Raw genomic sequence first — 17,079 nt, forward strand, 5'->3', positions numbered from 1 at the left:
AGCGGCCATACAGCCGCCCTCTACTCACACGATCAGGCGCCGCACTTCTTGGTGACGGTGTTGTAGTTGCCGCACTTGAGCGCCTTCCAATCGGCGATCAGGTCCTTCGATCCTTCGAGATACTTCGACCAGGCATCGCCCGGCACCAGGGCATCGGTTTGCGACACAGTCTCGAACTGACCGTCTTCCTTGATCTCACCGATGAGAACAGGCTTCGTGATGTGGTGATTCGGCAGCATCTCCGATACACCGCCGGTCAGGTTCGGAACCTGAATGCCGACAATGGCATCGATCACCTTGTCCGGATCGGTCGTTTTGGCCTTCTCAACCGCCTTCACCCACATGTTGAAGCCAATCACGTGAGCTTCCATGGGATCGTTGGTGACGCGCTTCTCGTTCTTGGTGAATGCCTTCCACTTCTCGATGAAGGCCTTGTTCTCAGGCGTATCAACCGACTGGAAGTAGTTCCACGCGGCCAGGTGGCCGATGAGAGGTTTCGTGTCGATGCCGGCGAGCTCCTCCTCACCGACCGAGAAGGCAACTACGGGGATATCCGTGGCCTTGATGCCCTGGTTTGCGAGTTCTTTATAGAAGGGCACGTTGGCATCGCCGTTGACAGTGGAGACCACGGCCGTCTTCTTGCCCGCCGAGCCGAACTTCTTGATGTCTGCGACGATCGTCTGCCAGTCGGAGTGACCGAACGGCGTGTAGTTGATCATGATGTCCTCAGGCTTGACACCCTTGGATTTGAGATAGGCTTCAAGGATCTTATTCGTGGTTCGCGGATAGACATAGTCGGTGCCGGCAAGCACCCAGCGCTCCACCTTCTCTTCCTTCGCCAGGTAGTCAACGGCAGGAATGGCCTGCTGGTTCGGCGCGGCACCAGTGTAGAACACGTTGCGCTCGCTCTCCTCGCCTTCATATTGCACGGGATAGAACAGGATGCTGTTGAGTTCCTTGAACACCGGCAGGACGGACTTGCGCGACACGGAAGTCCAGCAGCCGAAAACGGCCGCAACCTTGTCCTGACTGATCAGCTGGCGGGCTTTCTCGGCAAAAAGCGGCCAGTCGGAAGCAGGGTCGACCACCACAGCCTCGAGCTTCTTGCCCAGCAGGCCGCCCTTCTTGTTCTGCTCCTCGATGAGCATCAGCATGACGTCCTTCAGCGTAGTTTCGCTGATCGCCATGGTGCCCGACAAGGAATGAAGAACGCCAACCTTGATCGTTTCCTGTGCTTGTGCGGCCCCCGCCATCGTGCCCGAAACCAATGCGGCCGAAGCCAGCGCGATCAGGCGTCTACGTGTCATCTTCAACATCGACATGGTCCTCTCCCTCGCCTGCCCTGTTTGAGGTGCAGCACGGGATCAGAAGCAATAACCATGCCAATATGGGCTTGGAGGCGGAGCGAGCCTTTCGAGGGCTCGATTCCCCCTCTCTAGGATGAGGATTGAGCACGCTGACTGAAAAAGCGGCAGAGATTGGAGGATTGAGTCTGCAACTGTCTTTCAGCTCGCTTGCACACGAAAAAAGCGGCTGAACGGCAACCGCTCACCCGCCTCATTGTCCGCTAACAGAGTGGCATTAGACGTATGCTGCCGTCTGACAGGCCCGCTCGTAAACCTGCCTGTATTTAGAGGCAGAGCGGTCCCAGCCATGAGGCCTGTTCATCGCGGCGCGACGCATGGCTGAGAGGCGCTGCCGTGAACGGAAGGTCTCAAGTCCTCGCTTGATTGCATCCGTGAACCGATGGACACAGGGTGCCCCGAAAAGAAAGCCATTCACGCCATCTTCAATAGTGTCAGCCAGACCGCCCGTTTTATGAGCAATCGGCAACGATCCGAAGCGCTGAGCATACATCTGGCTCAATCCACATGGCTCGAACCGGGACGGCATGAGAAGGAAATCGCTGCCAGCATACATGCGGCGCGCATCACCCTCATCATAACCGATCTTCACGCCCACAGATCCCGGGTGGCGATGAGCTAGCGCCTGGAGCTCCGCTTCGAAACGGGGTTCGCCCTGACCGATCACGGCGATCTGACCACCTTGTGACACGATGGTTTCGGCCGCAGAAATCGCGAGATCCACACCCTTCTGATGAACGAGACGGGAGACGACAGCAAAAAGCGGGCCATTGGAGAGACCAAGCCCGAAGCTCTTGCGCACATTGTTGGCATTAGCGCGCTTGCCCCGGAAATTCTCTGCCGAGAAGCGACTCACCAGATAGGGATCCTTGGCAGGATCCCAGCTCGGATCGATGCCATTGATGATGCCGTCGAGACGACCTTGTCTCGCGCGCGTTCTTAAGAGGCCATCGAGGCCGCAGCCGAACTCAGGCCTGGTGATCTCCTGGGCATAGGTCGAGCTCACGGTCGTGATATGGGACGCATAGAAAATTCCGGCCTTCAGGAAAGACAGCTTTCCATAAAACTCCACACCATTAATGTGAAAAGCGGCATCCGGAATGCCGAGTCGCTGCAGACGATCGCGCTCGAAGATACCCTGGTAGGCAAGATTGTGAACAGTGAGGATAGTCGGGATATGCTCTCCGCGCCAAGCGAGGTACGCGGCTGCCAAGCCCGATGGCCAATCGTTGAGATGCAGAAGGTCTGCACGCCATAGAGGATCGCCGTTACCGCAAGCGATATCGGCAGCGGCCAGGCCAAGACGCGCAAACCGGATATCGTTGTCGCCCCAGTCTACACCGAAAGGATCGACATAGGGAGAACCGTCACGCTCATACAATTCGGGGCATAGAAGGACATAGACGGTCAACCCATCCTTCGTCATCCCACGGCCAAGGCCACATGTTGGAATGCCAAAAGATGCCGGCAGCCGCGCAATCTCCTCAACCGAACCGATTTGCGAGAGAACCTGTCGGTATCCTGGTATCAGAATACGGACATCGTAGTGCTGCCTCAGTGCCCGTGGCAGAGCAGCCGAGACTTCTCCGAGACCACCCGCTTTTATGTAGTCGGCTATCTCGGACGTCACAAAAAGGATGGACTGTTTACGCGTTACGGAAATCGAAGGCGGACGATCATGATGCAGCTCGGCACGTCCTGTCGCCGCGAAAGCCGCACCAGCTTCCGGTCGAAATGTTTCTAACATGTTATCACGAGGGCGCGCTCCCCAACGACCCCCCGCGCCCAAAGCAGGTCGCGCTTTTAACGCACTTACCTGCAGAATGTTCCACAAAAATTTTGATTATTTTTAGGTATTCCGAGGGTGTCGATTTTGTCGCAGGGTCCGTGGAACCTATGCTCCATGAGCATCTCACATCGTGAAGATGGCTCCCGCAACCTTAGCTGTAATTTTTCAAAGCCGGGAACATTGCACAGCGAAGCTCGTTCGCAAGTGCCTCGATTATTTGGAGATCCTATGCGGCGTATTCACCCGATGCCTTTCGGGGCAGAAATTACGACAGACGGTGTTCGCTTTGCACTCTGGGCACCCACCGCAGGTGATGTGAAGCTTGTGCTTGACGGGACAGATCAGGCAATGGAAACCCACGAGGACGGCTGGTATCGCATCGTTTCAACAAGTGCCCAGGCAGGCAGCCGTTATGGCTACAGGATCGATGGAAAGCTTGTGGCGCCGGATCCCGCCTCCCGCTTCCAGCCAGACGACGTGCACGGGTTGAGCCTTGTTGTCGATCCACACTCTTATGAGTGGTCTGACATCTCCTGGAGAGGACGGCCTTGGGAAGAGGCTGTCCTCTATGAAGTGCATGTGGGCACGGCAACACTCGAAGGCACTTATGCAGGCCTCATGAAAAAACTCGATGCTCTGCGCGATCTGGGCGTCACGGCTATCGAACTGATGCCGGTTGCCGAATTCCCTGGCCGCCGGAACTGGGGATATGATGGCGTCCTTCCCTACGCTCCTGAGGCTGCCTATGGCAGCCCGGAAGACTTGAAGCGGCTCATTGACCATGCGCACGAGCTTGGCCTGATGATGTTCCTCGACGTGGTCTATAATCACTTCGGCCCATCCGGGAACTATCTCCACGCCTATGCGAAGTCATTCTTCACCGAACGGCACCCGACCCCTTGGGGCGCTGGCATCAATGTGGACGGCGAAGGCAGTCGCATTGTGCGCGACTTCTTTATTCACAACGCACTCTACTGGTTGGAAGAATATCATTTCGATGGGCTGCGCTTCGATGCCGTCCACGCAATTGTTGATGACAGCAAGCCGCACTTCCTCGAGGAGCTTGCCACACGCATCCGTCAGGCCATTCCGGACCGACACATCCATCTCGTGCTGGAGAACGAAGCCAATCAAGCGCGATGGCTCGAGCGGCACGCCGGCAGAATCCCTCGCCTCCACACGGCGCAATGGGCGGATGATATCCACAATTCCTGGCATGCCTTGCTGACCGGAGAGAATGAAGGTTACTATCAGGATTATGCGGACGAACCGCTCAAACGGCTCGGCCGCGCGCTCGCCGAGGGGTTTGCCTATCAGGGCGATCCATCGGCCCATAAGCCGGGCGTTACCCGCGGGGAGCCCTCCGCTCATCTGCCGCCGACGGCTTTCGTATCCTTCCTTCAAAATCATGATCAGGTCGGCAACCGTGCGTTCGGGGAGCGCCTCTCCCATCTCATTCCCCGGGATCGCCTTGCGCTGGCGCAGGCCATCTTTCTTCTCTCACCCCACATTCCGCTGATCTTCATGGGTGAGGAATGGTCAGCCTCAGCCCCATTCCAATTCTTCGTCGACTTCGAGTCAGAGCCTGATCTCGCCAAGGCCGTGCGCGAGGGACGCCGGGATGAGTTCAAGCACTTCAAAGCCTTCGCCGATCCTGAAACAGCACAGGGCATTCCTGACCCCACGGACTGTGCGACCTTCGAACGCTCTAGGATCGATTGGACGGAGCTCGAGCGCTCTCCGCATCGGGAAGCCCTGTTTGAGGCAAAGCGCCTGCTGCAGATACGGAAAGATGCGGTCATTCCTCTGCTCAGAAGCAAATATCGTGGCTCTCGCCACACGATCTCATCTGAGAACATGCTTGATGTAACTTGGGCATTTGCAGGCGCAGAACTCCGTCTTCTGGCCAACTTCGGAATTCGGCCTATTTCGATAGACGTCGGAAACAACGCCCAGGTGCTCTGGTCAAATGAAAGCTCTCTACCTGCCCGTGGAAGCGGGCAGCTCGAACCCTGGAAGGGTATCATCGTAAAAGAGGCATCGGCATGAGCAAGCTGAATGCTCTCTTGGAGCGCATGGCTGAACTGGTCGGCATTTCACCGGACTACGCAGATGCATTCGGTCGGAGCATCGAGACGAGCCCGGAAACACGCAACGCCCTTCTAACGGTTCTCGGTCTCAGAATCGGCTCTGAGGATGAAGCGCAGCAGAGCCTTGCCCGGCTGGAGGGATTGAAAGCAGGTCCGATTTCCGCGGTGATTTCGGTTTCCTCTGATCGCCTAGCAGCCATCCCGCTGCGCGGCAAAGTCGAACAGACCAGCTGGTTGATTACGGAAGAGACGGGAACAACGCATGAAGGAACTATCCCCAGAGGCGAAGCGACGCTAAAGCTCCCTGCCCTGCCTATGGGCTATCATCGCCTGCGGCTCGGGGAGTTCGAAGCAACGATCATCTCAGCACCCGACGCCTGCTGGCAGCCTCAAGCATTGGAAGGTCAGAAGCGTCTGTGGGGAGCCACTGCTCAGATCTACTCTCTGCGCTCGGAGCACGATCTCGGCATCGGCGATTATGCCGATGTCGCTCTCCTCGCTGAAGGTGTCGGAGCACTTGGCGGAGCCTTCTTAGGCCTCAGTCCCGTTCACGCGCTCTTCTCAGCCGACCGCACGAAGATCTCGCCCTACTCGCCCTCTTCCCGCCTTTTCCTAGAAGCACTTTATATTGATCCAACCCGTGTGGAGGGCTTTGACGAGAGTGGGGCCAAGCAGAGCCTGGAGCGATCGGATGTCCAGGAGCGTTTATCCCGCCTTCAGGAGGCCCACCTCATTGATTATGCGGAAGCTTGGGGGATCAAGCGTCCGATGCTTGATGTCTTGTGGGGGCACTTTCAGAAATCCGGCGACCATGCTGCGTTCGAAGCCTTCAGGCGCGCAGGAGGAGAAGCACTTGAAGCGCATGCGACATTCGAGGCGCTCTCCGAGTATTTCCATGGGCAAGGACGTGCGTGGGTCGGCGAGTGGCCTGAGGCCTTTCGCAATATCCGGTCAACCGAGGTCGGCCGCTTCCGCAACGACCAGCAGGAACGCATCTCGTTTTATGTGTGGCTTCAATGGCTGGCCGACCGTCAACTGGCACAAGCCGCCAAGCGCGCGCGGTTAGCAGGGCTCACGATTGGCCTCTACCGGGATCTTGCTGTCGGGGCTGACGGCGGCGGCTCTGAAATCTGGGCAACGCCCGATCGATTTGCGCCTGGGCTTGCAGTCGGGGCGCCTCCAGACCCCTTGGGACCGCAGGGGCAAAACTGGGGCTTGCCGCCCTTCAATCCTCTGACGTTGGAAGAGCAGGGCTTGGCAGCCTTCCGCGACCTTGTGGCGGCGAACATGCGCCATGCCGGTGCGATCCGCATTGACCACGCGTTCCAGCTGCAGCGTCTCTTCCTCATTCCATCCGGAGCGCCGGCATCGCAAGGGGCCTATGTCGATTATCCGTTCGAAGCCATGCTCGCGGTTCTGCGCGTAGAGAGTCACCGCTCCCGCTGCCTGGTTATCGCGGAAGACCTCGGCACGGCGCCGAAGGGCTTCTCGGATGCCATTATGGCATCGGGCCTCCTCAGCTACCGGGTACTGCCCTTCGAGCGTGATGGACCCGACTTCAAGAAGCCAGAAGATTACCCGCGCTCAGCGCTTGCCGTTCTCACCACACATGACCTCCCGACATTCAAAGGATGGTGGCGCGGGCTCGATATCGATTTACGCCAGACGTTCGGTATATTCGATCCCAAGATGGCAGACTGCGAGCGCGCCGCACGTGAAGCGGATAAGCAGCGCTTCACGAAGGCTCTTGCCGAAGGCGGCCTACTCCCATCACCAAGCACGCCGGAGGAACCGCCGCTCGAGGGAGCCGTACGCTATCTCGCGCGGACATCATGTGTGCTCACGGCCTTACAAGTCGAGGATGCTTCAGGTGAGCTGAACCAACCGAACATGCCAGGCCAGGATGCGGGTCACCCCAACTGGCGCCGGCGTCTTTCGAACACTATCGAAACCATCACGGCTCCCGGTCAACTGATGGCGAAGTTATCCGCCGCTCTGACGGAAGAAGGACGGGACGTGCGGCCTAGAAGAAATGCCCTCGCGTCTCCACCACCTCATGCCACATACCGGCTGCAATTTCATAAGGACTTTACCTTTGATGATGCCGTAAAGATCGTGCCGTATGTGGCCAAGCTCGGCATCAGTCATGTCTACTCGTCACCCATCCACGCAGCCAGCCCTGGCTCGACGCATGGCTACGACATCGTCGATCACTCTGCCATCAATCCGGAACTTGGCGGCGAGGAGGGATTCCGCCGCTTGTCGGATGCTCTGACGGCCCACGGACTAAAGCTTCTGCTCGACATCGTGCCTAATCATATGGGCGTGGGCGGGAGCGCCAATGGGTGGTGGTTGTCAGTTCTGGAATGGGGTCGGCTTTCGCCTGCGGCGGATGCCTTCGACATCGACTGGGAGAGGCCCGGGGCTCAGGGCAAGCTGATCGTGCCCGTCCTCGGCGGCCTTTACGGAGAGACCCTGGAAAAGGGCGAGCTGCAACTGAAATTCGATACGGATGAAGGCAGCTTCAGCGTCTGGCATTGGGAGCACCGACTGCCCATCTGCCCGACAACCTATCCCATGGTGCTCGACCAGGCCTTGGCAGTTCTCGACGAGAGGGCAAAGGCCGGTGACTTGCTTGCATTGACGGAACGCCTGCGCGCCATGGGAGGGCGGATATCGCTACAGCATCTTTCGTCACTTCTGAAAGAAGGCGAGCATTTGAAGTGGCGATTGTCGCGCATTGCTGCCGATCAGCCATTGATCAGGAAAGCCATCGCCCACGTATTAAAGGCTATCAATGGCACTCGAAGCCTTCCTGATAGCTTCAACGCCCTGCACCACCTTCTTGAGGCTCAATCCTACCGACTGGCCTATTGGCGGGTTGCGTCGAGCGAAATCAATTATCGGCGCTTCTTCGACATCAACAATCTCGCAGGCATGCGGGTCGAGATTCCGGAGATTTTCGAGCGTACGCATGACCTCATCCTGGATCTGGTGAAGGAGAGCCGGATCCACGGCCTGCGGATCGACCACATCGACGGTCTTGCCGATCCGGAGGGATATGCCCGCGCGCTGCAGCGTGAGGTAGGCCCCGGTTTCTATGTCGTTGTCGAGAAAATTCTGGAACCGGGAGAGGAACTGCGTGCTTGGCCCGTTGCTGGGACGACCGGCTATGACGTTCTCAACCTGATCGACGGCGTTCTTCTCAACGAGCAGGCGGGCGAAACCTTCGAGTGCATCTACCGCGAGGCATCCGGCTTAACGGATGAATATGAAGATCTGCTGAAGCAGGCGAAGCTCGAAATTACGCAATCGAATTTTGCCAGTGAGCTTGAGGTCCTGGTCTCCGACATCAAGGCGATTACGGATGCCAGTCGTCACACCCGGGACTACACGGCTTACGCCCTGCGCTTGGCTCTGGTGGAGATCATCGCCGTGTTCCCGGTCTATCGCAGCTATCTTGGCGAAGGAGAGCCTTCGCCCGCAGATTTGCACCTCGTCGAGGGAGCCATCCAAGCGGCCAAGCAGTCCAGCGCCCTGCCCGATCGAAGCGTGCATGACTTCATCGCTACCGCTCTACTCGGCAGGGCGGAAGCAGCCGATCCTGCCGATGTCCGACGCTTCCGCCGACGGTTCCAGCAACTGACTGGCCCAGTCATGGCCAAGAGCCTGGAGGACACTCTGTTCTACCGCTATGGGCGCCTCATTGCTTTGAACGAGGTCGGTGGCGATCCGGGACATTTTGGTATCACGCTGCAGGCTTTCCACACGGCCAATGCCAAGAGGGCACGTGACTGGCCCCATGCCATGATTGCGACCGCCACTCACGACACAAAGCGCGGCGAGGATGCCCGCGCCCGCCTGCTGGCGCTCTCCGAAATGCCCGAAGAATGGGAAGAAGCCGTAAGCCTCTGGCGTGAGTCCATCTCCCCCTATCTCTCTGACGTGAACGGTGCCCCAGCCCCGGATGCGAATGATCAAGTGATCCTGCTTCAGGCGCTTCTAGGCGCATGGCCACTGGAGCTTCTCGATGGTGACGACAGCCGACAACTCACTTCTTTGCACGAACGCATGAAAGGCTATGTCACCAAAGCTCTCCGGGAAGCAAAGCGGCAGACGAGTTGGATCAATCCTGATATCAAGTACGAAGAAGCAGCGCTAAGCGTGTTACACGCCGTGCTCGACCCGAAAAGCCGCATCCTCGATCGACTGCGTCCCTTTGCTCGGCGGATTTCAGTTCTCGGCATGCTGAACGGTCTCTCGCGAACCATACTCAAAATGACCCTGCCAGGCGTGCCGGATATTTATCAGGGCACTGAATTCTGGGATTTTTCTCTTGTCGATCCCGACAACCGCCGGCCCGTTGATTATGATACCCGCACTCAGGCGCTTGCTGAGATGCCATCTCTGAAATCGCTCCTATCCGAATGGCAGGATGGCCGTGTTAAGCAGTACATCCTGGCCCGCCTTCTGCGGGATCGTGCCTCAATTCCCAGCCTCTATTCCGATGGTGATTATCAAGCGATACCGGTTGAGGGCGAGCGCGCCTCTCATGTGATTGCCTTCATGAGGCAGCATGGCGACGACAAACTCGCCGTCATTGCTCCCCGCTTTTGGAACAGTCTTATCAATACTGACCGCCTCAAATTCGACCCTGCAATTTGGAGCGGATTAAGTCTCGCCTTGCCTGACGGCCAGTGGAGGAATGTGATAACAGATCAAGTTAGCGCCATCACAGCCGGTGAACAGAAGTTGGGCGAGCTTTTGCCCTCCTTTCCCTTTGCAGTCTTGAGGCAGGATCAGTCCAAATGAGGGCTTCCGCCACTCTGCTGCCCCCTCACCTCCCTTTGGCCCTCCTCCGTCTGGTCCCGGATCGGGACCGCCCCATAATGGTGTTCTCTCATAAAGCAAGAACGCCGCCGGGAAGACTCATCCATGGCAGCGGAAGCAGACCAAGGGAAAGTTAGCATGGCCCAGCGCAGGGGTGGATCGCAGAGCGTGAAGGAGCGTTCGGTCGAGCCGCAATCGGTTGCTGACATCATTGTATCCGGTGATCCCTTTTCCGTGCTCGGTCCCCACGAGATTTTACCGGGCACCTGGGAAGTTAGAGCCATTATTCCCCATGCGGATGCCGTCACTGTCGTCGCGCGTGACGGACAGACCGCTCTCGCCCTGATGGAGAAGAGGTTCGCCGATGGGCTGTTCGTCGGCACTCTGAATGCTTCGGAACGTCCAGATTACAGGCTGAAGGTCGAAAGCCACGATCATGTGGAGATCCGGCACGACCCCTACAGCTTCGGCACGTTTCTCTCTCACCACGATGTCACGCAGTTCCGCGATCCCGGCAGTGATGCGATCTACCGAAAGCTCGGCGCCCATCATTTGGATTTGGGGGGCATCCAAGGCTTTCTGTTTGCCGTGTGGGCTCCGAACGCGCGGCGCGTGAGCGTTGTCGGCGAGTTCAACAACTGGGACGGACGATGCCACCCGATGCGGCGCCGTCATGAAGGCGGCGTTTGGGAGCTCTTCATTCCCGACGTCATGGCGGGCCAGCGCTACAAGTTCGAGATCATCGGCCTCCACGGCAATCTGCTGGCGCTCAAAGCCGATCCACTCGCCTTTGTGGCGGAGCACCCTCCCGCCACCGCTTCTATTCTGAAAGGCGACCCGGATTTTGAATGGAGTGATAGGGAATGGATGAGGGCACGCGCCGCGCAGAACCAGCGCAAGGCCCCCATGTCCATCTATGAGTGCCATCTCGGCTCTTGGGCGCGCGTGCCGGAGGAAGGCAACCGCTATCTCACCTATCGAGAGCTCGCCGTCAGGCTCATCCCCTATGTGAAGGATTTGGGCTTCACGCATATCGAACTCCTGCCGATCACCGAGTATCCCTTCGACGGATCCTGGGGTTATCAGCCGATTTCTCTTTATGCACCCACAAGCCGCTTCGGCACGCCTGAGGACTTTGCAGCTTTCGTGGAGGCGGCCCATGCTGCCGGGATCGGCATCATCCTCGATTGGGTGCCGGCCCATTTCCCGAACGATCCGCATGGTCTGAGCTATTTCGACGGCACGCATCTTTATGAGCATGCCGATCCGCGTCTCGGCTTCCATCAGGATTGGGGCACCTATATCTACAATTACGAGCGGCAGGAGGTTGCTACTTTCCTTGTCGCGAATGCCCGCTTCTGGCTGGAGCGCTACCATCTCGACGGCCTGCGCGTCGATGCCGTGGCCTCGATGCTCTACCTCGACTACTCTCGCAAGCCTGGCGAGTGGATTCCCAACCGCTATGGCGGCAATGAGAACTTGGGGGCGATCGATTTCCTGCGTCGCATGAACGAGGTCGCCTATGCCTCGGCACCGGGTGCGATCACGATAGCGGAGGAATCCACCGCATGGCCCGGCGTTTCGCAGCCGACCTATACTGGCGGTCTTGGCTTCGGCTTCAAGTGGAACATGGGGTGGATGCACGACACCCTGCGCTACATCAGCAAGGACCCGATCTTCCGCCGTTATCACCATCATGATCTGACTTTCGGTCTTCTCTACGCTTTCTCGGAGAACTTCATTCTGCCGCTCAGCCATGATGAGGTCGTTCATGGCAAAGGCTCACTCATCGGAAAGATGCCGGGTGATCAATGGCAGCGTTTTGCGAACCTGCGCGCTTATTTCGGATTCATGTGGGGCCATCCTGGAAAGAAGCTGCTGTTCATGGGCGGAGAATTTGCCCAGGAGCAGGAATGGAACCACGACCAGAGCCTCGACTGGCACCTTTTGGATGATTCGTACCATAAAGGAGTCCAGGCTCTTATCCGTGACCTCAATGCCGCCTATCGCTCGATACCGGCGCTGCATGAGCGTGACTGCGAGTGGAAAGGCTTCGAGTGGATCGTCTCCGACGACAGAGACAACAGCGTAGTCGCTTGGCTGCGACGGGGAGATGATGAAAATTCCATCGCGGTGGTCATCTCGAACTTCACGCCTGTGCCGCGGGAGGACTATCGCATCGGCGTGCCGCTGCCCGGTTTTTATCGGGAGATCGTGAATACGGACGCATCCATCTATGGCGGCTGCAATGTTGGCAATCTCGGCGGGGTCTCAGCTGAGGAGACACCCAGCCATGGACGCCCCTGCTCCCTCTGCCTCACCATCCCGCCTCTGGCCACTCTCATCCTTGGTCTGGAGCGCACCTGGCAAGCGGGAACCTAGCATCGAGCTTTCAGCGGGACTTCCTGCCTCCCGGCGCGTTGATGATGTGAACCGATCTGCTCCGCTTCCTGAGACCTGCGATGAACGACAAAATCGAGACCCGAGAGCCAGCCCCAGTCGAAATCGTTGCTCCCACCGTGCGGCGGACGTCCCGGCTTCGGGAGGGGCTGCCCTATCCTCTGGGGGCAACCTGGGACGGCCTCGGCGTGAACTTCGCCCTTTTCTCTGCCAATGCCACCAAGGTCGAGCTCTGCCTCTTCGACCTTGAGGGCAAGCGCGAACTGGAGCGGATCGAATTGCCGGAATACACGGACGAAGTCTGGCACGGTTACCTGCCCGATGCGCGTCCCGGCACCACCTATGGCTACCGTGTACACGGGCCTTACGAGCCCGATGCCGGACATCGCTTCAATCACAACAAGCTGCTTCTCGACCCTTATGCCAAGCAGATGATCGGTAACTTGAAGTGGGACTCTGCCCTGTTCGGCTATAAGGTCGGTTCGCCCGACGCGGATCTGTCTTTCGACGAGCGTGACAGCGCAGCGTTCATGCCCAAATGCCGTGTGATCGACATGGCCTTTACATGGGGGAATGAACGCAGGCCGCAGATTCCATGGGAGCGCACGATCATCTATGAGGCGCATCTGCGCGGTTTCACCATGAAGCATCCCGCGATACCGAAAGAGTTCCGTGGTACCTTCACGGGCCTGATGCATCATGAATCGATCAACTACATCAAGAGCCTTGGCGTCACTACCGTCGAACTCCTGCCGATCCACGCCTTCGTGGATGACAGTTACCTGATCGAGAAAGATCTGCGCAATTACTGGGGTTACAACACCATTGGTTTCTTCGCCCCGCAGCCGCGTTATCTCGCGACCCCATTCGTGAACGAAGTTAAGGAAATGGTCAGCCATTTCCATGATGCCGGGATCGAGGTGATTCTCGACGTTGTCTATAACCACACGGCTGAAGGAAATGAATTGGGTCCAACCCTTTCCTTCAAGGGCATCGACAACGCCTCCTACTACAGGCTTGCTCCCGAGAAGCGCTACTACATCAACGACACCGGCACTGGGAACACGGTCAACTTGAGCCATTCGCGGATCCTGCAAATGGTCACCGACAGCCTGCGCTATTGGGCGCAGGAGGTCCATGTGGACGGTTTCCGTTTTGACCTCGCCACCATCCTCGCCCGTGAGCCACATGGCTTCGAGGAGGATGGACGCTTTCTCGATGCCGTAAGGCAGGATCCCGTGCTCAGTCGCGTCAAGCTGATCGCCGAGCCGTGGGATTGCGGCCCGGGCGGCTATCAGGTCGGCCGCTTCTCGCCCGGCTGGGCAGAATGGAATGACCGCTATCGCGATACGGTCCGCGCTTATTGGAAGGGCGAGGATGGGAAGCTGCCCGAGCTTGCCTCTCGTCTGACCGCCTCCGCCGACCTCTTCAACAAGCGTGGCCGCAAGCCTTGGGCCTCGGTGAACTTCATCACGGCCCATGACGGGTTCACGCTCCGCGACCTCGTCTCCTACAATGACAAGCACAACGAGGCGAATGGCGAGAACAACAAGGACGGGCATGATCATAATCTGTCCTGGAACCACGGTGTCGAAGGTGAGACGAACGATCCCGAGATCCGCGCCCTGCGATTCCGGCAGATGCGCAACATGCTCGCCACCCTGCTCTTCTCCCAAGGCACGCCCATGTTGCTGGCTGGTGATGAATTTGCCCGCACACAGCACGGCAACAACAATGCCTATGCGCAGGACAACGACATCTCCTGGATCGACTGGGAGGGAGTCGACGAGGATGGCGCGGAACTCTTCGAGTTCACCCGCAGGCTGATCCAACTGCGCCAGAGCCTGCCGATCCTTCGTCGCGGACGCTTCCTCTCAGGTGTCTACAACGAGGAACTCGACGTCAACGATGTGACATGGCTCACCCCCCTAGGCGATGAAATGACTCCCGAGCACTGGGAGGATCCTCACGCCCGCTGCATCCTTATTCTGCTGGATGGTCGCGCGCAGCCGACAGGTATCCGCAAACGTGGTACGGACGTCACCTTGCTCCTGATCCTCAATGCCCATCATGACGTGGTGAAGTGCAAGCTCCCCGCCGTCACCGGCGGCCGGGCATGGGTATGCCTTGTCGACACGAACAGGCCGGACTTGAATTTCCCGACACCCTTCAATTTCGGTAAGGTATACACGGTGACCGGTCGTTCGCTGCTGCTGTTCCAGCTTCAGCCGGAGGATCAGCCGAAGAAGAAGCGGGGCACCTGATAGGTCTTCTCAGACATCCTCGAGGCATGAACGGTAGAGATGGGCATATTGGCGAGCAGGCCCGCCCCATCCAACCTCCGCTGTCATGCCGTTTCTTTGCACCCGGCCCCAGGCCTCCACGTCAGACCAGAGGATCTTGGCCCGGTTAACTGCATCAATGAGGCCCGTCAGATTGACGGGCGAAAACTGAAAGCCTGTGGCGACGCCCGCCGCCACGGCCATTTCGTTGGCATCAATCACGGTGTCAGCGAGGCCTCCAACACGAGAGACGATGGGCACGTTGCCGTAGTGCAAGGCGCAGAGCTGTGTCAGCCCGCAGGGTTCGAAACGCGAGGGCACGAACAAAGCATCGCTCCCACCCTGGATCAGGTGTGCCAATCCTTCGTCATAACCGAAGAAACAGCCCACCTGTCCCGGATAGACGATGGAGGCAGCCCGAAAGCTCTCCTCAAGCATCCGTTCACCGGCGCCCAGGAGAGCAAGCTGCGCTCCATCGGCCAGAAGTGAAGGCAAAGCCGCGAGCACGAGATCGAGCCCCTTTTGTTCCGACAAGCGGCTCACCACGCCGAAGAGCATTGCGTCGGAATCTACATCGAGCCCCAGCCGTTCCTGCAGAGCCCGCTTGTTGGCGTCGCGCTTGTTCAGCGTATCACGGTTGAATGTCGCAGCAAGAGAAGGGTCCTTCGCCGGATTCCAGACGTCTTCATCAATTCCATTGAGAATGCCGAACACATCCCTTGACCGGGAGCGCAGAAGACCATCGAGACCCATTCCACCTTCTGGGGTTTGGATTTCCTTCGCATAAGTCGGAGACACTGTCGTGATGCGATCTGCAAGCCGCAAGCCTGACTTCAGGAATCCAATTTGGCCGTAATACTCAACTCCGTCCACCGTGAAGGAGTGTGGCGGAAGGCCCAGTTCGTAGAGCAGATCGGCAGGGAAAATTCCTTGAAAGGCGATGTTGTGGATTGTCACGACCGTTCCCGGTCGGGGCGTATCGCTGTAATGCAGATAGGCTGGAGCGAGACCTGCCTGCCAGTCATGGGCATGGACGATATCGGGAATGAAGCCGGGCACATGGCCCTGCCCGATATCGGCTGCGACACGTCCCAGAGCTGCGAAGCGCCGCGCATTGTCCGGCCAGTCTCGCCCGTCAGGCGTCAGATACGGCGAACCTGGGCGCTCGTAGAGATGCGGCGCATCGATGACGAAGAGATCGAGCCCCTTCACCGTTGCCGAGAGGAGACGAGCCGAGCCTCCGAAAAGATGCGGGTATTCACGAACCGTTTCAGTGTGACCCAGCACTTTCAGGACCGCGGGGTAGCCGGGAAGAAGAGAGATGACCTCCATCCCCTCGCGCGCCAGCGCGAATGGCAACGCGCCGGCCACATCAGCCAAGCCGCCTGTCTTAATGATGGGAAACAGCTCCGATGTAACGGACAGAACGCTCAGGGACTTCATCCAGAGAGCCTGTCGATCATCGGCTTCGTGATGAGGCAGATCCCGCGCTCCGTGCGCCGGAACCGCCGAGCGTCCTCGTCAGGATCCTCACCCACGACCAGGCCGTCCGGGATACGCACGCCGCGGTCGATCACCACATTCTTCAGTCGCGCTCCCCGGCCGATATCGGCATAGGGAAGAATGACCGCACCCTCCACATGGGCGTAGGAATGAAGGTGCACGGCGGTGAAGACAAGGGACTGGCGCAAGGATGCGCCGGACACGATGCAGCCGCTGGACACGAGGGAGTTGATCGCATAGCCACGCCGTCCCCCGTCTTCATCATGCACGAACTTGGCGGGCGGCCACGTTTCGGAGAAAGTCGAAATCGGCCAGTCGCGGTCGTAGAGATCGAGCGTCGGAACGATGGCAGTCAGGTCGATATTGGCCTCCCAATAGGCGTCAACCGTTCCAACATCGCGCCAATAGGCCGGCGCATCGCTTCCGCCTGCCTCTGCACCCGAGCGAACGCAGGAATTGGTGAATCGATGCGCGACCGCTTTTCCGTGCTGGACGAGATAGGGAATGATGTCCTTGCCGAAGTCCCGGCTCGAGCCCGGGGTAGCCGAATCCCGCCTCAACTGGTCGAACAGAAACCGCGTATTGAAAACGTAGATCCCCATGCTGGCCAGCGCCATGTCAGGTTTGTCGGGCATGCCAGGTGGATCGGCAGGCTTCTCCAGGAACGAGACGATGCGCTCCGTTTCATCGATAGCCATCACCCCGAAGCCCGTTGCTTCCATGCGTGGAACCTCGAGGCAGCCAACGGTCACATCCGCACCGGAATCCACATGCTGGCGGAGCATGATCTCATAATCCATCTTGTAGATGTGATCGCCGGC

The 17,079-nt window shown here is 58.5% G+C and carries 8 protein-coding genes; 4 read left to right on the forward strand and 4 right to left on the reverse strand.

Annotation, left to right across the window (positions count from 1 at the left end):
- Positions 1 to 32 precede the first annotated feature (32 nt).
- Both urtA and glgA (DC522_RS23400) read right to left on the reverse strand, forming a co-directional pair.
- Complete coding sequence (gene urtA, locus DC522_RS23395) at positions 33 to 1,307, reverse strand: urea ABC transporter substrate-binding protein (protein WP_116531031.1); 1,275 nt, start codon at positions 1,305 to 1,307, stop codon at positions 33 to 35.
- A 274-nt stretch (positions 1,308 to 1,581) separates the two neighbouring features.
- The gene (glgA, locus tag DC522_RS23400; protein ID WP_116531020.1) at positions 1,582 to 3,111 is read right to left on the reverse strand and encodes a glycogen synthase GlgA; all 1,530 of its coding nucleotides are present in this window, start codon (positions 3,109 to 3,111) and stop codon (positions 1,582 to 1,584) included.
- 270 nt (positions 3,112 to 3,381) lie between these two features.
- Here glgA (DC522_RS23400) and treZ point away from each other — a divergent pair, with 270 nt between their 5' ends.
- The 4 genes from treZ to glgX all read left to right on the forward strand — a co-directional run bounded on the left by treZ (position 3,382) and on the right by glgX (position 14,737).
- Complete coding sequence (treZ, locus tag DC522_RS23405) at positions 3,382 to 5,202, forward strand: malto-oligosyltrehalose trehalohydrolase (protein ID WP_116531021.1); 1,821 nt, start codon at positions 3,382 to 3,384, stop codon at positions 5,200 to 5,202.
- Complete coding sequence (locus DC522_RS23410) at positions 5,199 to 10,055, forward strand: malto-oligosyltrehalose synthase (RefSeq protein WP_116531022.1); 4,857 nt, start codon at positions 5,199 to 5,201, stop codon at positions 10,053 to 10,055. The genes treZ and DC522_RS23410 overlap by 4 nt, the downstream gene beginning before the upstream one ends.
- A 156-nt stretch (positions 10,056 to 10,211) precedes the next feature.
- Positions 10,212 to 12,455, forward strand: coding sequence for a 1,4-alpha-glucan branching protein GlgB (gene glgB / locus DC522_RS23415; protein ID WP_205769739.1), 2,244 nt, complete (start codon positions 10,212 to 10,214; stop codon positions 12,453 to 12,455).
- A gap of 80 nt (positions 12,456 to 12,535) precedes the next feature.
- A complete protein-coding gene (glgX, locus tag DC522_RS23420; protein WP_116531024.1) occupies positions 12,536 to 14,737 on the forward strand; it encodes a glycogen debranching protein GlgX in 2,202 nt (733 codons plus the stop codon).
- Positions 14,738 to 14,746: 9 nt separating this feature from the next.
- Here the strand turns inward: glgX and glgA (DC522_RS23425) are convergent, their stop codons facing one another.
- Both glgA (DC522_RS23425) and DC522_RS23430 read right to left on the reverse strand, forming a co-directional pair.
- Positions 14,747 to 16,198: a glycogen synthase GlgA gene (gene glgA, locus DC522_RS23425; protein WP_116531025.1), complete on the reverse strand. Its 1,452-nt coding sequence runs from the start codon at positions 16,196 to 16,198 to the stop codon at positions 14,747 to 14,749.
- On the reverse strand, positions 16,195 to 17,079 hold an 885-nt coding region (locus DC522_RS23430), incomplete at its 5' end, for a sugar phosphate nucleotidyltransferase (protein WP_116531026.1). The genes DC522_RS23430 and glgA (DC522_RS23425), both read right to left, overlap by 4 nt.

Origin of the sequence: Microvirga sp. KLBC 81 (assembly GCF_003075415.1) — a bacterium.
Lineage (GTDB): Bacteria > Pseudomonadota > Alphaproteobacteria > Rhizobiales > Beijerinckiaceae > Microvirga.